The following is a 16,750-nucleotide window of genomic DNA, read 5'->3' as shown; positions in this document are numbered from 1 at the left end:
AATTGGATGATAGGCATCATTTTCTGAACAATTGCTCAGCGCCATAAAAATAAAAGTGCCTGAAAACCAACGGATTATTTCGTCATCAATTTGTTCTTTTTATAGAAACACACGAACAAAACTTAACAAAATCAGTACGTTATAGGCGATTTATCGTCACATTCGCGCCATATTCAGAAATTATAAATAGAGTACTTTTAAATTCCTGACTGTTGAGCTAGGTTATTAACACTCTCATGGTTTTCAGAACAAAAATACATAAGAAGTTGGTTATGTCGTACAAACTTCACAAGCTGGTTGCACCGGTCATCACCGCCGGGCTTATTATGATGGTGTGCTGCGCATCACTGGCCGCCTATTCGGGGCTATTGCCTTCTCCGCAAGTACGCCATATCGAGGTCAGTTTTGATGAAGTGATGACCTCTCCAACCTTTCCCACAACATCCTGCGGCTTTCCACCAGAGTAAGACGTTGAATCGTTAATCACATCACTCAACTTTCCGGCCCTGATTCGTTAAACTGACGCGCTATTTTAGTCGCCTTAGTTGATGGAGCCAGTGCATGGTCAGCCCGCTACACCCAGATTGCCCGAGTAAAGCCGCGGAACGTCGCTTTTGGGGAGACCTGCACGGTGCCAGTCAGGCATTGGCGATTGCCAGCGCGGCGAGCCAGCAACAAGGTCTGACTCTGGTTGTCACCCGTGATCCAAACACCGCTCTGCGTCTGGAAGAAGAGATTCGCTTCTTTGCCAGCGAACTGCCGGTATTACACTTCCCGGATTGGGAAATCCTGCCCTACGATGTATTTTCTCCACACCAGGATATTGTCTCCCAACGTATTGCGACCCTGAGCCAGCTGAGCGATTTAAAACAAGGGGTTCTGATCCTGCCAATCAGCACCCTGCTGCATCGTTTACCGCCAGCCAACTTTTATCAGGGTCAGAGTTTTGCGCTAGATGTCGGAGCCAATTTTGATGTCGACGCCACCCGCCTGAAACTGGAAGCAGCCGGTTACCATTGTGTGGATACTGTGTATGAACACGGCGAGTTTGCCGTACGTGGTTCGATTATGGACATCTTCCCCATGGGTCAGGAGATGCCGTTCCGTATCGAATTATTCGATGATGAAATTGAAACCCTGCGTACCTTTGAGCCGGATAGCCAGCGTACCGTCGATAAAGTGGATTCCATCCGTATTTTGCCCGCGCGCGAATTTCCACTAAACACCACGGCCATTCGTACCTTTAAAGGCCGCTGGTACGACTTCTTTGAACAAGATGGCAAACAGTGCCCGATTTATACCGATATTGCTGACGGTATTGCGCCGGCCGGTATCGAATATTATCTTCCGCTGTTTTTTGAAGACGATTTAGGTAACTTCTTTGATCACCTGCCAAAAAATACCCTGGTGATTCACGACAGCGAATTAGAAGCCTCGGTTGAACATTTCCGCAAAGACGTTGAAGAACGTTACGAAAGCCGTCGTTACGATATTCAGCGCCCGATTCTGGCACCCAGCCATTTATTCCTGGCAGCCGATCAGTTATTCAGCCGTTTAAACGAGTTCCCACGTGCCCAATGGCACGATAAAGACTTACCCAGTCGTGCCGGTGCCACCGCATATGCCGCCGAAAAAATGGTAGATATCAGTGTTGACTCCCGTTTGGAGCAACCCTCTCAACGCCTGGAAATGTGGTTGAAAGAAAACGCGGCAGATCAGGGTGGTAATCAGCGGGTTTTATTCTGTGCAGAATCTGCCGGTCGCCGTGAAGCATTAAAAGATTTATTACGCCGCATTGAAATTCGTCCACGGGAAATCGAGAGTTGGGATGACTTTGCAACCGGTAGCGATGCTCTCGGTATTATTATCGGCCCGATTGAGCACAGTGTTCAGCTGACCGAAGATCAGCTGGTGATCATCACTGAAAACGAATTATTCGGCCAACGCATTCAGCAGCGCCGTCGCCGCGCTAAAAAAACCACCGATGCGGATTTAATGATCCGTGATTTATCCGAGTTACAACCGGGTTCGCCGGTGGTGCATTTGGATCACGGTGTGGGCCGTTATTTAGGATTGGAAACGTTAGAGGCCGGAGGTCAGACCAACGAGTTTTTAATGCTGGAATACGCCACCGGTTCAAAATTATACGTGCCGGTTTTATCGCTGCATTTAATTTCCCGTTATGGCGGCGGTGATGAAAGCACCGCACCGCTGAATAAACTCGGCAGTGAAAAATGGGCCGCAGCCAAACGCAAAGCGGCCGAAAAAATCCGCGATACTGCGGCTGAGCTACTGGATATTTACGCTCGCCGTGAAGCGAAAAAAGGTTTTGCTTTCGATAAGCCCGACGATGATTACCGCCGTTTTGCCGCGGGTTTCCCATTTGAAGAAACACCCGATCAGCAAGCAGCCATTGAAGCTGTGATTGGTGATATGACCGGCAAACGCCCAATGGACCGCCTGGTGTGTGGTGACGTTGGTTTTGGTAAAACCGAAGTGGCCATGCGTGCCGCCTTTATGGCCGTGCAAAGCGGTAAACAGGTGGCGGTATTAGTACCGACGACCCTGCTGGCGCAACAGCACTACCAGAACTTCGCCGACCGGTTTGCCGAATGGCCGGTCAAAGTCGATGTGTTATCACGGTTTAAATCCGCCAAAGAAACCCAGGCCTCGTTGGATAAAATGCTCGAAGGCCAAACGGATATTGTTGTGGGTACTCACAAACTGCTGCAAAAAGATGTGAAGTTCGACCAGCTCGGGTTATTAATTATCGATGAAGAACACCGCTTTGGTGTGACTCAAAAAGAGCGCATAAAATCCCTGCGTGCCAACGTTGATATCCTGACGTTAACCGCCACGCCAATTCCACGAACGTTAAATATGGCAATGGCGAGCATTCGTGATTTATCCATTATTGCCACACCGCCGGCTAAACGTTTAAGTGTGAAAACCTTTGTTCGCCAGCACGACGACGCCACCATTAAAGAAGCGATTTTGCGGGAAATCCTGCGTGGTGGTCAGGTGTATTACCTGCATAACGAAGTGAAAAGCATTGAAAAAGTGGCACGTGAATTAAGCGAAGCCATTCCCGAAGCACGGGTCACCTTTGCCCATGGCCAAATGAGTGAGCGTGAATTAGAAGGCGTGATGGGCGACTTCTATCACAAACGTGCCAACGTGCTGGTGTGTACCACCATTGTGGAAACCGGTATCGATATTCCATCAGCCAACACCATGATTATCGAACGCGCGGATAAATTCGGCTTAGCGCAGCTGCACCAGCTGCGGGGTCGTGTTGGTCGTTCGCATCACCAGGCGTATGCCTATTTATTAACACCGCCGCCAAAAACCATGACCAAAGATGCGGAGAAACGTTTGGAAGCGATTTCCTCTGCGCAAGATCTTGGCGCTGGCTTTATGCTGGCCACCCACGATTTGGAGATTCGTGGTGCCGGTGAATTATTAGGCGACGAACAAAGTGGCCAGATCGAAACCATTGGTTTCACCCTGTATATGGAAATGCTGGAGCAAGCGGTTAACGCGATTAAGTCCGGCAAACAACCGGGTGACGATCTGGTACTGAATCAGGGCACGGAAGTGAACCTGCACGTTCCGGCGTTAATTCCGGCGGATTATCTGCCCGATGTAAATGGTCGTTTAACCCTGTATAAACGCATCGCCAGCGCCCGTGATGAAGCGGGATTAAAAGACTTACAAATTGAAATGATCGACCGTTTTGGTTTATTACCGGATGCAGTGAAAAACCTGTTCCGCCAGACTGCGCTGAAGCTCAAATTAACACCACTGGGTATCGCCAAACTGGATGCCAGTGACGAAGCCGGTCGTATCGAATTTGCCGCTGAAACTCAGATTGACCCTTTCACTCTGGTGAAGCTGGTGCAAACCAAACCCAACAGCTATAAACTCGAAGGCGGCCACACACTGCGCTTCTTCTTTAATATGCGCAGCATGGATCAACGTTTTAACGTGATCGAACAAGTCGTTTCGCAACTCCAACAATAAACAGACAAAAGGACCCGAACGCGTGAGTTTGTTTTCCTCTTTACGCCGTACCGCTACAGGCTTCTCTCTATTGCTGTTATCTGCGGCCCTGCTTCCTGCTACTGCACAAGCAAACCCCTGGTATCGTGTCGAAGTCATGCTGGTTGCCTATCAGGATGAAGAAACCATCGATAACGAACTCTGGCCCGATGCCATTGATGCTCAGCCTGTTTCAGCTGAGGTGTATCAGCAATATGAAGAAACAGAAAACCAATACAACTGGTGGGCGGAAGCCAATAGCACTGAAGAGCAAAAGTTATTAGCAGAGTTCGACTTTTCTCAGGTACCTTCTGCCAGTTTGCCAACGGCATTAACTCCGTTGGAGCACAAATTATTTGCAGATAAAGCCGCAAAAATTAATCGTCGCAATGATATGGAAGTGATCTGGCATCAAGCCTGGATTGAACCCATTCAGGACGAGAAAAATGCCATTCAGCACCCGATTGAGGTTGAATTATCCGGTCCATTCACCATTGAATTGCGCGGTACATTACAACTACACGTCAGCCGCTATCTACACATTAATACCGACCTGAAAATGCAACATTATCAGCTGGAAGAAACACCAGAACTGGCGAATTTAAGTTTACCGTCGTCGCAGTCAGAAACGGCTGATTATCGCGCAGATTTATACGCACAAGAACAGCTGTCTTTAAGTGAACAACAGGTTGTACCGATTCGCTCAGCGCATATCCAGCAAAGCCGCCGGATGCGTAGTAACGAGCTGCATTATGTGGATCACCCAATGTTGGGCGTGGTGGTGAAAGTTATTCCGGTTGAGACGGAAGAAGACGTTGCGCCAACGGAAGAAGGTAAAAACTAATACGGATTTCAGTCAATCTGCCCGGGTTAAATCCTCCATCAGGTGTTGTTTAACGATTGCCAGATCTTTCTTGTCAAAATCCATATGGTAGCGTTTGCGAATGCCAAACTCACTCAGGGTGTAATGCAGATCTGCTTGCAGACAACGCTGTTTCAGACAGTTTTTAACACAGTGTAACTGGCAGCCGTCCAGCGCAATAATACGGCGGCCGCTGCGAGCTTTTTTAACCAGCGGTTCAACACCACCACCGATACCTGCAATACAGGACATCTCAGCCAGCTGCTCACGATCAAGATCGATCGCCAACTGATTGGCTAACTGTGCAATGTTGGAACATCCGGAACAAGAATACACCAGGGGTTTTTCAGTCGCTTGCGGGTCGGCCATCGTTACTTCTGCCTCAGCTAATTATTTGACAATGTCTCTTTTAAATTAATAACACATCACTTCCCTGACGACTTTACCTCTGAAGAGCTACCGCCTTTCCTCCTTCGCAATACCTCCTCACCTGCCTTTCACTTAGTTTCGATTCAGGAAACACTATATGTAGACCAACAAGAGCAAAACAACACAACATATAGAAATAAAAATGAAATCAGAGTTAAGAACAGGGACTCCTTATGTGGTTTTCCAGGAATGCCCCGGAGAGATTGCACTGGCGTTTACTTGTTATGGCTGCCCACTTGCCTGTGACGGTTGCCATAGCCCGGAACTCTGGTGCGCCAGCAATGGCAAACCATTATCAGACCAAACCTTCGAAACCTGGCTTAATAGCTATCAGGGGCTGATTACCGCAGTGGTGTTTATGGGTGGTGAATGGGCGGTGTTTAATCTGCAACAGAAATTAAAAATTGCCCGACGTTATCGGATGAAAACCTGCCTGTATTCCGGCTTAAATCATATTTCCCACCATCTGCGCCCTTATCTGGATTTCGTCAAACTGGGCCCCTGGGTCAGCATTCGCGGTGGGTTAGATCATCCACAAACCAATCAGCGTTATTACCAGTTACACAACGGTGAAATCAGCGCTGACCTTACCTATTTGTTTCAGCAGACCGATTAATTTCAACATCACAGCCATTAAAACCCCAAGGAGATCCGCCATGTTGCGCCTTACCCCACATCAGGTTCAGGAAAAACTGCAGTTTATCGATGACTATGTGCACGCCAGTAATGCGGCCCAGGGATCGAAGTTTGATGCCAATGCCAACGTTACCCATAAAAACATTGCCACACTCGAAGCAGAATTAATGAAAGACGCGGTGATTCAGGTAAACCGCGCGAAAGTAAAAGAGAAAATCACGCAGCTATACGGTGCACAACTGGCCACAGAGTATGAACGCCAGATCAATGACCACGAAATTTATATCCACGACGAAACCAGTTTAAAACCCTACTGCGCTTCTATCACCATGTATCCGTTTTTATTACATGGCTTAACCAAGCTGGGTGGAGAATCCAAAGCACCTCAACACCTGGAATCGTTTTGTGGTTCATTTGTTAATCTGGTATTTGCCGTCAGTGCCCAATTTGCCGGAGCCATCGCCACCGTCGAATTCCTCACTTATTTCGATCATTTTGCCGCGCGTGATTATGGTGATGAGTATCTGGAAACTAACACCGAATGTATTGCCAATCATCTGCAACATGTGGTGTACGCGTTAAATCAGCCCGCAGCGGCCCGGGGTTATCAAAGTGTATTCTGGAATATCTCAATTTATGATCAGTATTATTTTGACTCCATGTTTGCCGACTTTGTGTTTCCCCATGAAAACGAACAAGGAGAACTGCAAAGGCCGGATTGGCCGCGGGTTGAAAAACTGCAGCGTTTCTTTATGAACTGGTTTAATGAAGAGCGTAAAAAAGCCATTCTCACGTTCCCGGTTGTTACCGCAGCCATGTTAACGGATAACGGTGACTGCAAAGATCCTGAGTTTGCTCAGTTCTGCTCTGAACAGCTAGCACAAGGAAACTCCTTCTTCAGCTACCTGTCCGATAATCCTGATTCGCTGGCGTCCTGCTGTCGTTTGCGCAATGAGATTACTGACAATACCTTTTCTTACACCTTAGGTGCCGGCGGCGTCAGCACTGGCTCTATTAATGTGATCACCCTGAATATGAACCGTTTAGAGCAGGATGGCCGTGATTTAAACAGCGAAGTAGAAAAAATTCATCAATACCAGCTGGCTTATCGCATGCTAATGGAAGACTACCGCGATCACGGCATGCTGCCGGTGTATGACAATGGCCTGATTGATCTGAGTAAGCAGTTTTTAACCATTGGTATCAACGGCATGGCAGAAGCCGCGGAGAGTCAGGGGGTCGTGGTTGGTAATAACCCGGAATATAAAGCCTTTGTACGCCAACGCTTACAGGTGATTTATCAGGCAAACCAGAAAGCCAAAAAAGAAACCGGAGTATTATTTAATACCGAATTTGTACCCGCCGAAAACCTTGGGGTTAAAAATGCGAAATGGGACAAAAAAGACGGCTATCAGGTTAACCGGGATTGCTACAACTCGTATTTTTATCTGGTAGAGGATAGCAGCTGTAATCCACTCGATAAATTTATGCTGCACGGTGGTGATATGGTCGAATATCTCGATGGTGGTTCAGCACTGCACCTCAATCTGGACGAAGCCTTATCCGCCAAACAATATCGTCAGTTATATAAAGTCGCGGCACAAACCGGTTGCCAGTATTTCTGCATTAATGTCCGTATCACGGTTTGCAATGACTGTGATCACATCGACAAGCGTACACGATATTGCTGTAGCCACTGCGGCAGTGACAATGTCGACCATGCCACCCGGGTGATTGGTTATCTTAAGCGGGTATCGGCCTTTAGCCAGGCACGACAACAGGAGCACGATATTCGTTTTTATAAGCGGCAATCCGCTGAACAGGCTGTACTTTAGTCCGGGAAGCTGTTCCCGGCTGTTATTAATCGGCCGAGAACAGCACCACCATCAGCAATAACATCAGAATCCAGAAGGCTGACATGGCCTGCCAGAATAAGAGCGGGCTTTTGGTCATTTCAATTTTGGGGTCATCGCGCAGAAAATCGGCATTAGGATTCTTCAGATCCCGAATAAAGTCTGCAATGGATAAATAACGTGCTTCCAGGTCAAGTTTCACACCTTTTTCCAAAGCACGATCAAACCACACCGGGATAATGTGGTTATATTGTGTGGCACTGTGATAACGCAGCCGGTCATAATCCACCGCGGTGCGACATTCTTCCACGCCTTCACCATACGGCAGTTGGCTGGTAAATAGCTCATAAGTAATGGTCGCCAACGCGTATAAATCGCCCTGGGTCGCACTGTTCTTTCCTAACAAATAATTAGGATCGGCATAACTGGCGGTGCCTAAAACACCCTCGTGACGAATCGGAGTAAACACCTCCGCCAGACTCGCTACATACACCGAACCAAAATCGACAATTTTTATCTGGTTATCGCCATTAATCATAATATTGGCCGGGCGCAGATCCTGATGCACGGTATCGTTGCGATGTAACGCAGATAGCCCAAGAGCGATTTGTTCAACAATATTAATGGCAATCGCCGGATCTGGCTGGGGATGATCGGCAATCCACTTTTCCAGCGTCACTCCTTCTACCAGCTCCAGCAGGTAATACAGAAACTTTTTTTCCCGTTGAATCTGTTTTACTTCCACCAGATACGGGCTGGAAATACGTTTCCCCACCCACTCTTCCTGAATAAAGCGGTCGATATAATGATTATCACCGTCGTAGTTCAGCGATGGCGTTTTCATCACCATCACCTCACCGGATTCTGAGTCGCGTACCTTATATAACTGGCTGCGGCTACTGGCATAAATTTCACCCAGCACTTCAAAGCCATCCAGCTTCATACCCGGCTCTAACGCCGGTGGGAATGGTAATCGGGTCAGCCGGGCGTTGTAATCATCGATGTTTTCTTCATCCAGTGTATTAATCACCCCTACCGTTGCACTGATATTGTCATCACTGCCGTTTTCCAGCGCTTTTTTCACCAGATTCGCCGCCCGTGTCGAGGCTCCTCCTGGCTGGGACAGCAGGCTGACCAGCTCGTTGTCATCCATAAAACTGTGCAGGCCATCGCTGGAACAAAGCAGAATGTCATTCTCTTCCAGCGGAAACTGGTTATATTCCAGATGCAGCTGGCTATCCATGCCCACCGCCCGGGATAAAAATTCTTCGCCTTTTCTCAGGGTAACAGAGTGGTCTTCAGTCAACTGCTTAAGTTCGCCGTTGCGCAGCAGATAGACCCGGCTATCACCCACATGAAACACATGAGCCGTGCGCGACTTAATCACCACCGCACATAAGGTACATAAAAAGCCTTTGCCTTCGACTTTGTATTTCAGGCTTTTGCGAAACAAGCGGAGATTAATGGCAGAAACGATGTTTTCTGCACTGTAGCCAACACTCCAGGTATCCGGAGTGTTGTAATAATCTTCAATAAAGTTATTAACCGTACTTTCACTGGCTTCCTGGCCAGCTTCCGCGGTACTGACACCATCGGCCACTAATAAACACACACCTTTGTGTTTCAGTTGATGGTCATTATCGGGAACACATAAACCTACGGCATCTTCATTCAGGGGCTTTACCCCTTTATCGGTTGCAGCACCACAATTAACTTCAAGATTATGGCTGGTGTTTTCCATGGTTTTTTCCATATTGAGCCCCTCGACCTGAAACATTGATTAATCTTCTGAAACCGAAAAATCAGCAAAGCATTATTTTTCAGCCGCCGGATCGGACAGCACATCCCTGTGCTGGCGATCCTATCGCAACGTCCTGTTGCTGCTTTGAAAAACAATCGCTTTACTGATTTTTTCAACTTCTAAAATGATTAATTAACCAATATCAATTACATGCACAGTGCCGTCTTCGGCAACCTCTGTCATCTGCCCTTTTGGTTCATCCAGGAACATGGCTGCGAAGAAAATCACGCCTGCAGCGCCAGCAATAACCAGGAAGAAGGTGCTGTAATCAACAAAGCTTAATACCGTCAGGAACGTTACCGCACCCACATTACCGTAAGCACCTGCCATACCAGCAATCTGACCCGTCATACGACGTTTCACCAGAGGCACGATGGCAAATACCGCACCTTCACCGGCCTGCACAAAGAAGCTACAGCACATGGTGGCGATAACTGCCGCCGGGATCCACCATTCGCTGTTAATTTGTGACAGCACCAGATAACCAATGGCCAAACCACCAATCAGGAACATCAGCGATTTACGACGACCAAAATTATCAGAGAACCAACCACCGGTTGGACGCGCCACCAGATTCATAAAGGCGAAACCTGACGCTAATAAACCGGCTTTAACCGGGTCCAGACCGTCGAAGGTTTCCAGGAAGAACAATGGCAGCATCGAAACCACCGCCAGCTCAGAGCCAAAAGTCACGAAATAAGATAAATCCAGAATCGCAACCTGCTTAAAGTTGTATTTATCCGACTCAGGCACACCCGCTTTTAAGTGTTCATGATTAACGTGCCAGATCGAACGGGTTTGTACTGCAAACAGCGCGACCAGTACGCCCCACAGAATATACATAGTGCTGGTGTCAAACAGGCTGACACCCGATGGCGACAGTTTCCACGCCAGTACACCCAGAGCAACATACATAGGAACGTTCATCAGCAGGTAGAAGTACAGGTCTTTCATACTGGTTACTTCTAAACCACCGGATTTTTTCGGCTTAAAGTAAGTCGAACCTTTAGGAGTATTACGAGCGAGTCTGTAATAAATCGCACCATAAACACCAGCAATCACACCAATGCTCATTAATGCATAACGCCAGCCGTCATCACCACCGTATAACAACGCAATGGTTGGTAACGTCATCGCACCGGCAGCAGAACCAAAATTACCCCAACCACCGTAGATGCCTTCAGCAACACCGACTTGTTTCGCCGGGAACCATTCGCCCACCATGCGGATACCAATGACAAAACCCGCACCCACAAAGCCTAACAGGAAGCGGAATAACGCCAGCTGTTCATAAGTATCTGCCAACGCAAATCCAAAGCTGATCACCGAAGAGATCATCAATAAACAGGAATACACAATCCGAGGACCGTATTTATCCACCAGAATACCAATCACGATACGTGCGGGAATCGTCAGAGCGACGTTTAAAATTAACAGAGCCTTAACCTGCTGACTGCTCAGGTCAAACGCTTCTTTGATAAACGCCATTAACGGCGCATGGCTGAACCAGAGTACAAAGGTTAAGAAGAAAGCAAACCAGGTGATATGCAAGGTTTTGATTTTGGGGTCGCTGAATCTTAAAACATTCAGACTGGTGTTCTCACTCATAATTAGTCCTCACACTATGATCTCGAGAAATTTTCAGAGCCTAGTTAACGCCCGTGAGACCATGGTGTGCTTGACATGAATCAAGCAAAAAAATCATCTACTCCTTGTGCCTTGTCTCAGCAAAAACAGCTACCCCCAAGGGGGTATTCCACTGCAGGCAGGTTATTGAATTAATATAAATAACTTTTTAATGGTGGGTATTCCCGACCAGATCCAGTTTTATTTTCACAGCAACCGGGGGGCGTAATGACGGCTAACGCAAAACAAGCACTGATAATGGCAACCCTGGCTTTTGCAGCAAACTTCTCGGTCTGGACATTATTTGCAGTGCTTGGAGTTCACCTGGCACCCACCCTGGATATCAACAGCACCCAGTATGGGCTATTGGTCAGCTCACCGATTATTACCGGTGCTTTGCTGCGCCTGCCCGCGGGAATTTTATGTCAGTATTTTTCGCCTAAAAAACTGTTTGTCATTCAAATGGCTTGTTTGATTCCACCGCTGATGATGCTGAATCATATCCACAGCTTTCAGGACTACATCATTACCGGCCTGTTATTAGGCGTATCTGGCGCATCCTTCACGATAGGTATCAGTTACGTATCGACCTGGTTTGAAAGCAAACAACTGGGTACGGCCATGGGAATCTTCGGTGCTGGCAACTCCGGTGCAGCAATCACACTGTTATTAACACCACTGGTTATCGAGCACCTGGGCCTGGAAATGGTTGGCCCGGTATTTTCTCTCGGCACCATTTTTATGATCTTATTGTTTATCTGGTTAGCTCCATCCACTGAAAAAAGTGCACCGTCGCTACAGCAGCACCACAGCCAGGTTCCCATTTCAGAACATCTGAAACCACTCAAATCCGCCAATGTCTGGATATTGGGCCTGTATTATTATTTTGTGTTCGGCTCTTTTCTGGCGTTGTTGTTGTGGTTACCACAATATTATATCGACGTTTATCAACTCTCTTTATCCGAGGCAATGGCCTGGACACTGGTATTTGCAACAACCTCCAGTTTAATCCGTGCGATTGGTGGCTGGTACGCTGATCAATACGGCGGCCGCAGCGTGAACTGGAGTGTGTTCTGGATTTGCATTGTCTGCCTGTTTTTCCTCAGCTACCCACCCACCACCATGGTTATTCACGGTGTTGAGAAAGATGTACCGGTATCGTTTCAGATCAATCTGTGGTTTTTCAACCTGCTGATTCTGGTCGTTGGTTTGGCTCAGGGCTTTGGTCGGGCATCCGTTTATAAAATCATTAACGATTATTACCCCTATCAAATGGGCAGCGTTGGCGGTGCTGTTGCCATGATCGGCGCAATGGGGGGTTTTACTCTACCCATTCTTTTTGGCCTGGCAATCGACATTGGCGGCGTACATACCGCCTGCTTTATGTTGCTGTACGGGCTATGTGCCGCCTGCATGATTGTGATGTATTTTGCAATGAAGTCCGAAAAGTACAAACACCGGATGGCAGACGCATTGAACAACGACTTTCTGCTTCAGGTACGAAAAAGTAATTTAATTAAGTAGTAACAGCCGGAATTTAATTCCGTATGGAGGTATTCCTATGAAATCAGTATTTAACGACTTATTAGAGATGACCAAAAAGCAGCCAGAGCCACAACGCCTGCTGTTTTTATTTGCCCAGACAGATGACACCAAAGGCAAAATCAAAAAGCACCAGCGCGGCAGCATCAGTCCTGTAATGTGTGTTGATAAATTGCCTGAAGAGTTAAGTGATTTTGCCAGCCTGAAAAAAGAAGCCGATAGTGTGAGCAAAGATTGGGAGTTTATGTTTATTGCCGGGTTAAGTGGGGCTGATGGCAAAGCACCAAGCAGCAACGATGCAGAACCTTATCTGAATAAAATGACAAACGATTTAGCCAATGGTCAGGATTTAAGCCGTTACGTGGTCATTAATCGTGATGAGCAACCCATCGAGATCGCTCCGTTCTAATACCCTATAAATTCGACACACGTAACCTCCCTGCTTTTAAATGGGGAGGTATTCAGCTGAAATCTCCCCGTATTTACCTCCCAGAATCGTTAATTATTAAAATCTTTATCACTTAGGTTTATTGCTGTCGCTTGTCTACTACCCCTGAATTAGTAGCTGTTATCGTTCCTTGATTTCAGTCAAATTTTTATTCAACTTCCGTCTTAGTCTTGTTGCCAACCAGTTAACCCATAGAAGGCAATTGTAATGAAAAAAAGCATTCTGGCATCCGTGATTTTATCGTCTTCATTCGCAGCTGTTCCGTCCGTTCAGGCAGACGCATTAACCGATGCAATAAAATCGGGAACAACCAATATCAGCCTGCGTTACCGTAACGAAAATGTTGATCAGGACGTTGCTACCAATAAAACCGCAACGGCTAATACCGTACGCACGCGATTGACCTATCAATCTGCCGAATTATCCGGTTTCAGCATCCTTGCTGAAGTAGACAGTGTTGCCGCCCTGACCGACGTTGATTACAACGACCTGACCAATGGCAAAACCGATGAACGTGTTATTGCCGATCCGGAATATACCGATGCCAACCAGTTTTATCTGCAATACAAATACACAGATACCACGGTAAAAGTTGGTAACCAGCGTATTAACCTGGATAACCAGCGTCACATTGGTAGTGTTGGCTTCCGCCAGAACGAAGCAACGTTTGATGCCATCACCGTTACTAATACCTCGCTGGCGAATACCAAAATATTCCTCGCTGCAATTAACAATCGTCACACCATCACCGGTGCGGATACGCTGGAAGATAATATTCTTGCCAATATTAACTACAAACTCGACGACAGCCTCAGCCTGAGTGGTTACGCTTACCTGCTGAATAATATTGGCAACGATGATTTTGAAACCTACGGCGCACGTGCCAGCGGCGCGTTGAACATGGCATTGTACGAAGTAGAATACGCCAGCCAGAACCGTGACAACGGCGACAATGATTACGACACCTACTATTACAACCTCGCTGCCGGGGTAAAAATTAACGGTGTCACGGTTAAACTGGGGCAGGAATTATTAGCCAGTGACGATGGCGACGCCGCATTTGCAACACCACTGGGTACCAATCACAAGTTTAATGGCTGGACCGATATCTTTCTTGGTGGCGCCGGCAATGACGGCCTTCAGGATACCTACCTGAACGTTGTAGCCAACGTTGCCGGGTTAAAACTGGTTGGCCAGTACCATGATTTTTCTGGTGACGACAGCGGCGATGATCTGGGCTCAGAATACGGTTTTGTAGTTGCGAAAAAACTGGATAACTATGGCCTTAGTTTAAAAGCCTCACAATACGATGCCAGCGACGATTCCGGCAGACCAGATACCACTAAAATCTGGTTAACAGCCACCGCCAAGTTCTGATCTCCCATCAGAAACTCCCTGTAATTTCAGGCGGGAGCCTCCGATTACAGGATCTGATTGTATGCTGAAACCTTCCTCAGCACCTCTCACCTTTGAGGGTTTGGGCCGGAATTGTCTCCGGTCCTTTTTTTATTTTCCGGATTGCTTCCAGAAGACTGACATAAATCAAAACTACCCCGTTAGAGGTAGCCGTTTTACCCCCTCTCAGCAATTGGACTGGCAACCGCCTTCCCTACAATAGAAAGACGAATCTACGTTAAAAAACACAGTAAACGCCGAGCTTTTTTTCCTAACGTCCTACTCGCCTGAGGTGCTCAGGAAAATGGAAACTAAGCCGATGGGTCAGCCGGGAAACCGCCTGGCCTCCCGGGTTTGGAAAGGTGTTCCATGAAAAGTTCTGATTATGCACTGGGTGAAGCCAGCAGCAATCACATCACCAACACACAAGTGTCGGGAAATAAGTTCCACGATGGCTTTCAGCGCCAGTTCAGTTATCTGCGCCTGTCGATTACCGATGTGTGTAATTACCGCTGTAATTATTGCCTGCCAGAGGGTTATCAGTGTGACGAACAATATGACAACCTTACTCTGGAAGAAATCCAGACACTGGCTCAGGTGTTTGCTCAACATGGCACCCGTAAAATTCGCATCACCGGTGGAGAACCGGTTATCCGTAAAGACCTGACGGATATTATTCGTGTGGTGAAATCCACGCCTGGTATTGAAGACGTCGCATTAACCACCAACGGCTATAAACTGGAAGACAAGGTTGAATCCTGGTTTGATGCCGGGCTGGATGGCTTAAACCTAAGTATCGACAGCCTTGATCCACGGGTATTTCAAACCATCACCGGCCACAATCGTTTAAAAGACATTCTGCGTGGTTTAGACAAAGCGATTTGCCTGGGATTTAAACGCATCAAGGTAAATGCGGTGTTATTAAAGTCTTATAACCTGCAAGAGTTCGATACCTTTCTGCACTGGCTGCAACATATGCCCATCAGCCTGCGCTTTATTGAATTGATGCAAACCGGTGATAACGGTGACTATTTTCGACAAAACCACGTCAGTGGTGAAACAATTAAACAACGGTTGTTAGCTCAGGGCTGGCAATTAAAAAAGAAAGGGCCACTGGCCGGGCCTGCGCAGGAATTTGAGCATCCGGATTACCTCGGTTCCATGGGCCTGATTATGCCGTACAGCAAAGACTTCTGTGACAGCTGTAACCGTTTGCGCATTTCGTCTTCCGGTAAATTACATACCTGCTTGTTTGGTGACGGTGGCTACGATTTACGCAGCCTGATCCGTAATAACCACCAGGCTGACATCGCACATGAAATTCAGCAACAACTGCTGGATAAAAAAGCCAGCCATTATCTGCAACAGGGGTATTCTGGCTCTACCCGCCACCTGGCCATGCTGGGAGGCTGACAGTGGTTAACTGGATTGATACGTCTGACATACGTGCGTTATTACTGGCCGGTGGCCAGTCCAGCCGTATGGGTACAGACAAAGCCTTGTTAGCGCGTCAGCAGCACGCTCAACCGCAGCACATTAAACAACAGCCACAGCAATGCCAAACCCAGCTGAGTTATATGCTGGAGTTATTATCCAAGCTGGGTTTAAAAGAAGTCCTGTTAAGCCGCAACCCTCATCAACAGGATGAACAATGGCATAATTCTGCATTGCCACGTATATCCGATAACTTCAACAACTGTGGGCCATTAGCAGGTATTGAAGCGGCGGTTCGTTATAGCCTGCAACAGTCAGATCCGGGTAAAGCATTATTAATTGTGCCGATTGATTTACCGCTGCTGACGGAACGCACGTTGCGATATTTATTGTCTCAGGGGCAAGTGGGAAACCGTGCCTGTTATTTCCGCAATCATTTTCTACCGTTGTTTTTGCCACTTAACCCGTCACACCATCAGCTGATGCTCGAACGGTTACAACAGGCGCACAACAGCGGTAAACCACGCGGGCTGTCGATTAAAGCACTGTGCCAGCAGATCAATGCTGATGCCTTAATTGCACCCCACAGCCAATCATTGACGAATGCCAACACACCACAGCAATGGCAACAGGCTGGTTTTCACTTACGTCCAAATTTAACGCTGGCGAACAAAGCCAGCTGA

The 16,750-nt window shown here is 47.4% G+C and carries 13 protein-coding genes and 1 riboswitch; of the genes, 10 read left to right on the top strand and 3 right to left on the bottom strand.

The genetic code is table 11. The features are described from left to right. Positions 1-272 precede the first annotated feature (272 nt). The 3 genes from KFF03_RS05360 (at position 273) to KFF03_RS05350 (ending at position 4,885) form a co-directional block, all read left to right on the top strand. A complete protein-coding gene (locus KFF03_RS05360) occupies positions 273-467 on the top strand; it encodes a hypothetical protein (protein ID WP_255859482.1) in 195 nt (64 codons plus the stop codon). Between the two features lie 94 nt (positions 468-561). Further along, positions 562-4,023 (top strand): transcription-repair coupling factor, encoded by a 3,462-nt coding sequence (gene mfd / locus KFF03_RS05355; RefSeq protein ID WP_255859480.1) that lies wholly within the window; start codon positions 562-564, stop codon positions 4,021-4,023. A 22-nt stretch (positions 4,024-4,045) separates the two neighbouring features. Beyond that, positions 4,046-4,885, top strand: a complete 840-nt coding sequence (locus KFF03_RS05350) for a CsiV family protein (RefSeq protein WP_255859478.1) — start codon at positions 4,046-4,048, stop codon at positions 4,883-4,885. Between the two features lie 12 nt (positions 4,886-4,897). Here KFF03_RS05350 and KFF03_RS05345 read toward each other — a convergent pair whose 3' ends face one another. Next, a complete protein-coding gene (locus tag KFF03_RS05345) occupies positions 4,898-5,272 on the bottom strand; it encodes a putative zinc-binding protein (protein WP_255859477.1) in 375 nt (124 codons plus the stop codon). Positions 5,273-5,474: 202 nt separating this feature from the next. Here KFF03_RS05345 and nrdG point away from each other — a divergent pair, with 202 nt between their 5' ends. Both nrdG and nrdD read left to right on the top strand, forming a co-directional pair. Next, entirely contained in the window at positions 5,475-5,948 is a 474-nt protein-coding gene (nrdG, locus tag KFF03_RS05340; protein WP_255859475.1) for an anaerobic ribonucleoside-triphosphate reductase activating protein, read from the top strand. After that, on the top strand, positions 5,902-7,803 hold the full coding sequence (gene nrdD / locus KFF03_RS05335) for an anaerobic ribonucleoside-triphosphate reductase (RefSeq protein WP_255859473.1): 1,902 nt from the start codon (positions 5,902-5,904) through the stop codon (positions 7,801-7,803). The genes nrdG and nrdD overlap by 47 nt, the downstream gene beginning before the upstream one ends. A gap of 25 nt (positions 7,804-7,828) precedes the next feature. Here the strand turns inward: nrdD and KFF03_RS05330 are convergent, their stop codons facing one another. Further along, positions 7,829-9,574: a bifunctional protein-serine/threonine kinase/phosphatase gene (locus KFF03_RS05330; protein ID WP_255859471.1), complete on the bottom strand. Its 1,746-nt coding sequence runs from the start codon at positions 9,572-9,574 to the stop codon at positions 7,829-7,831. Between the two features lie 180 nt (positions 9,575-9,754). Then, a complete protein-coding gene (locus KFF03_RS05325; protein ID WP_255859469.1) occupies positions 9,755-11,230 on the bottom strand; it encodes a NarK family nitrate/nitrite MFS transporter in 1,476 nt (491 codons plus the stop codon). Between the two features lie 246 nt (positions 11,231-11,476). Here KFF03_RS05325 and KFF03_RS05320 point away from each other — a divergent pair, with 246 nt between their 5' ends. The 5 genes from KFF03_RS05320 to KFF03_RS05300 all read left to right on the top strand — a co-directional run bounded on the left by KFF03_RS05320 (position 11,477) and on the right by KFF03_RS05300 (position 16,750). Next, positions 11,477-12,772, top strand: a complete 1,296-nt coding sequence (locus KFF03_RS05320; RefSeq protein WP_255859467.1) for a nitrate/nitrite transporter — start codon at positions 11,477-11,479, stop codon at positions 12,770-12,772. Positions 12,773-12,809: 37 nt separating this feature from the next. Beyond that, the gene (locus KFF03_RS05315) at positions 12,810-13,199 is read left to right on the top strand and encodes a ribonucleotide reductase subunit alpha (RefSeq protein WP_255859465.1); all 390 of its coding nucleotides are present in this window, start codon (positions 12,810-12,812) and stop codon (positions 13,197-13,199) included. Positions 13,200-13,445: 246 nt separating this feature from the next. Then, positions 13,446-14,615, top strand: a complete 1,170-nt coding sequence (locus KFF03_RS05310) for a hypothetical protein (protein WP_255859463.1) — start codon at positions 13,446-13,448, stop codon at positions 14,613-14,615. Positions 14,616-14,876: 261 nt separating this feature from the next. Further along, positions 14,877-15,014, top strand: a riboswitch (molybdenum cofactor riboswitch). Beyond that, positions 15,003-16,046, top strand: coding sequence for a GTP 3',8-cyclase MoaA (gene moaA / locus KFF03_RS05305; RefSeq protein ID WP_255859461.1), 1,044 nt, complete (start codon positions 15,003-15,005; stop codon positions 16,044-16,046). It overlaps the preceding riboswitch by 12 nt. A gap of 2 nt (positions 16,047-16,048) precedes the next feature. Then, on the top strand, positions 16,049-16,750 hold the full coding sequence (locus KFF03_RS05300; RefSeq protein WP_255859460.1) for a molybdenum cofactor guanylyltransferase: 702 nt from the start codon (positions 16,049-16,051) through the stop codon (positions 16,748-16,750).

It is taken from the genome of Bacterioplanoides sp. SCSIO 12839 (assembly GCF_024397975.1).
GTDB lineage: Bacteria > Pseudomonadota > Gammaproteobacteria > Pseudomonadales > Oceanobacteraceae > Bacterioplanoides.
The sequence above is the reverse complement of the archived record's forward strand: the minus strand, read 5'-3'. Positions and strand labels throughout refer to the sequence as shown.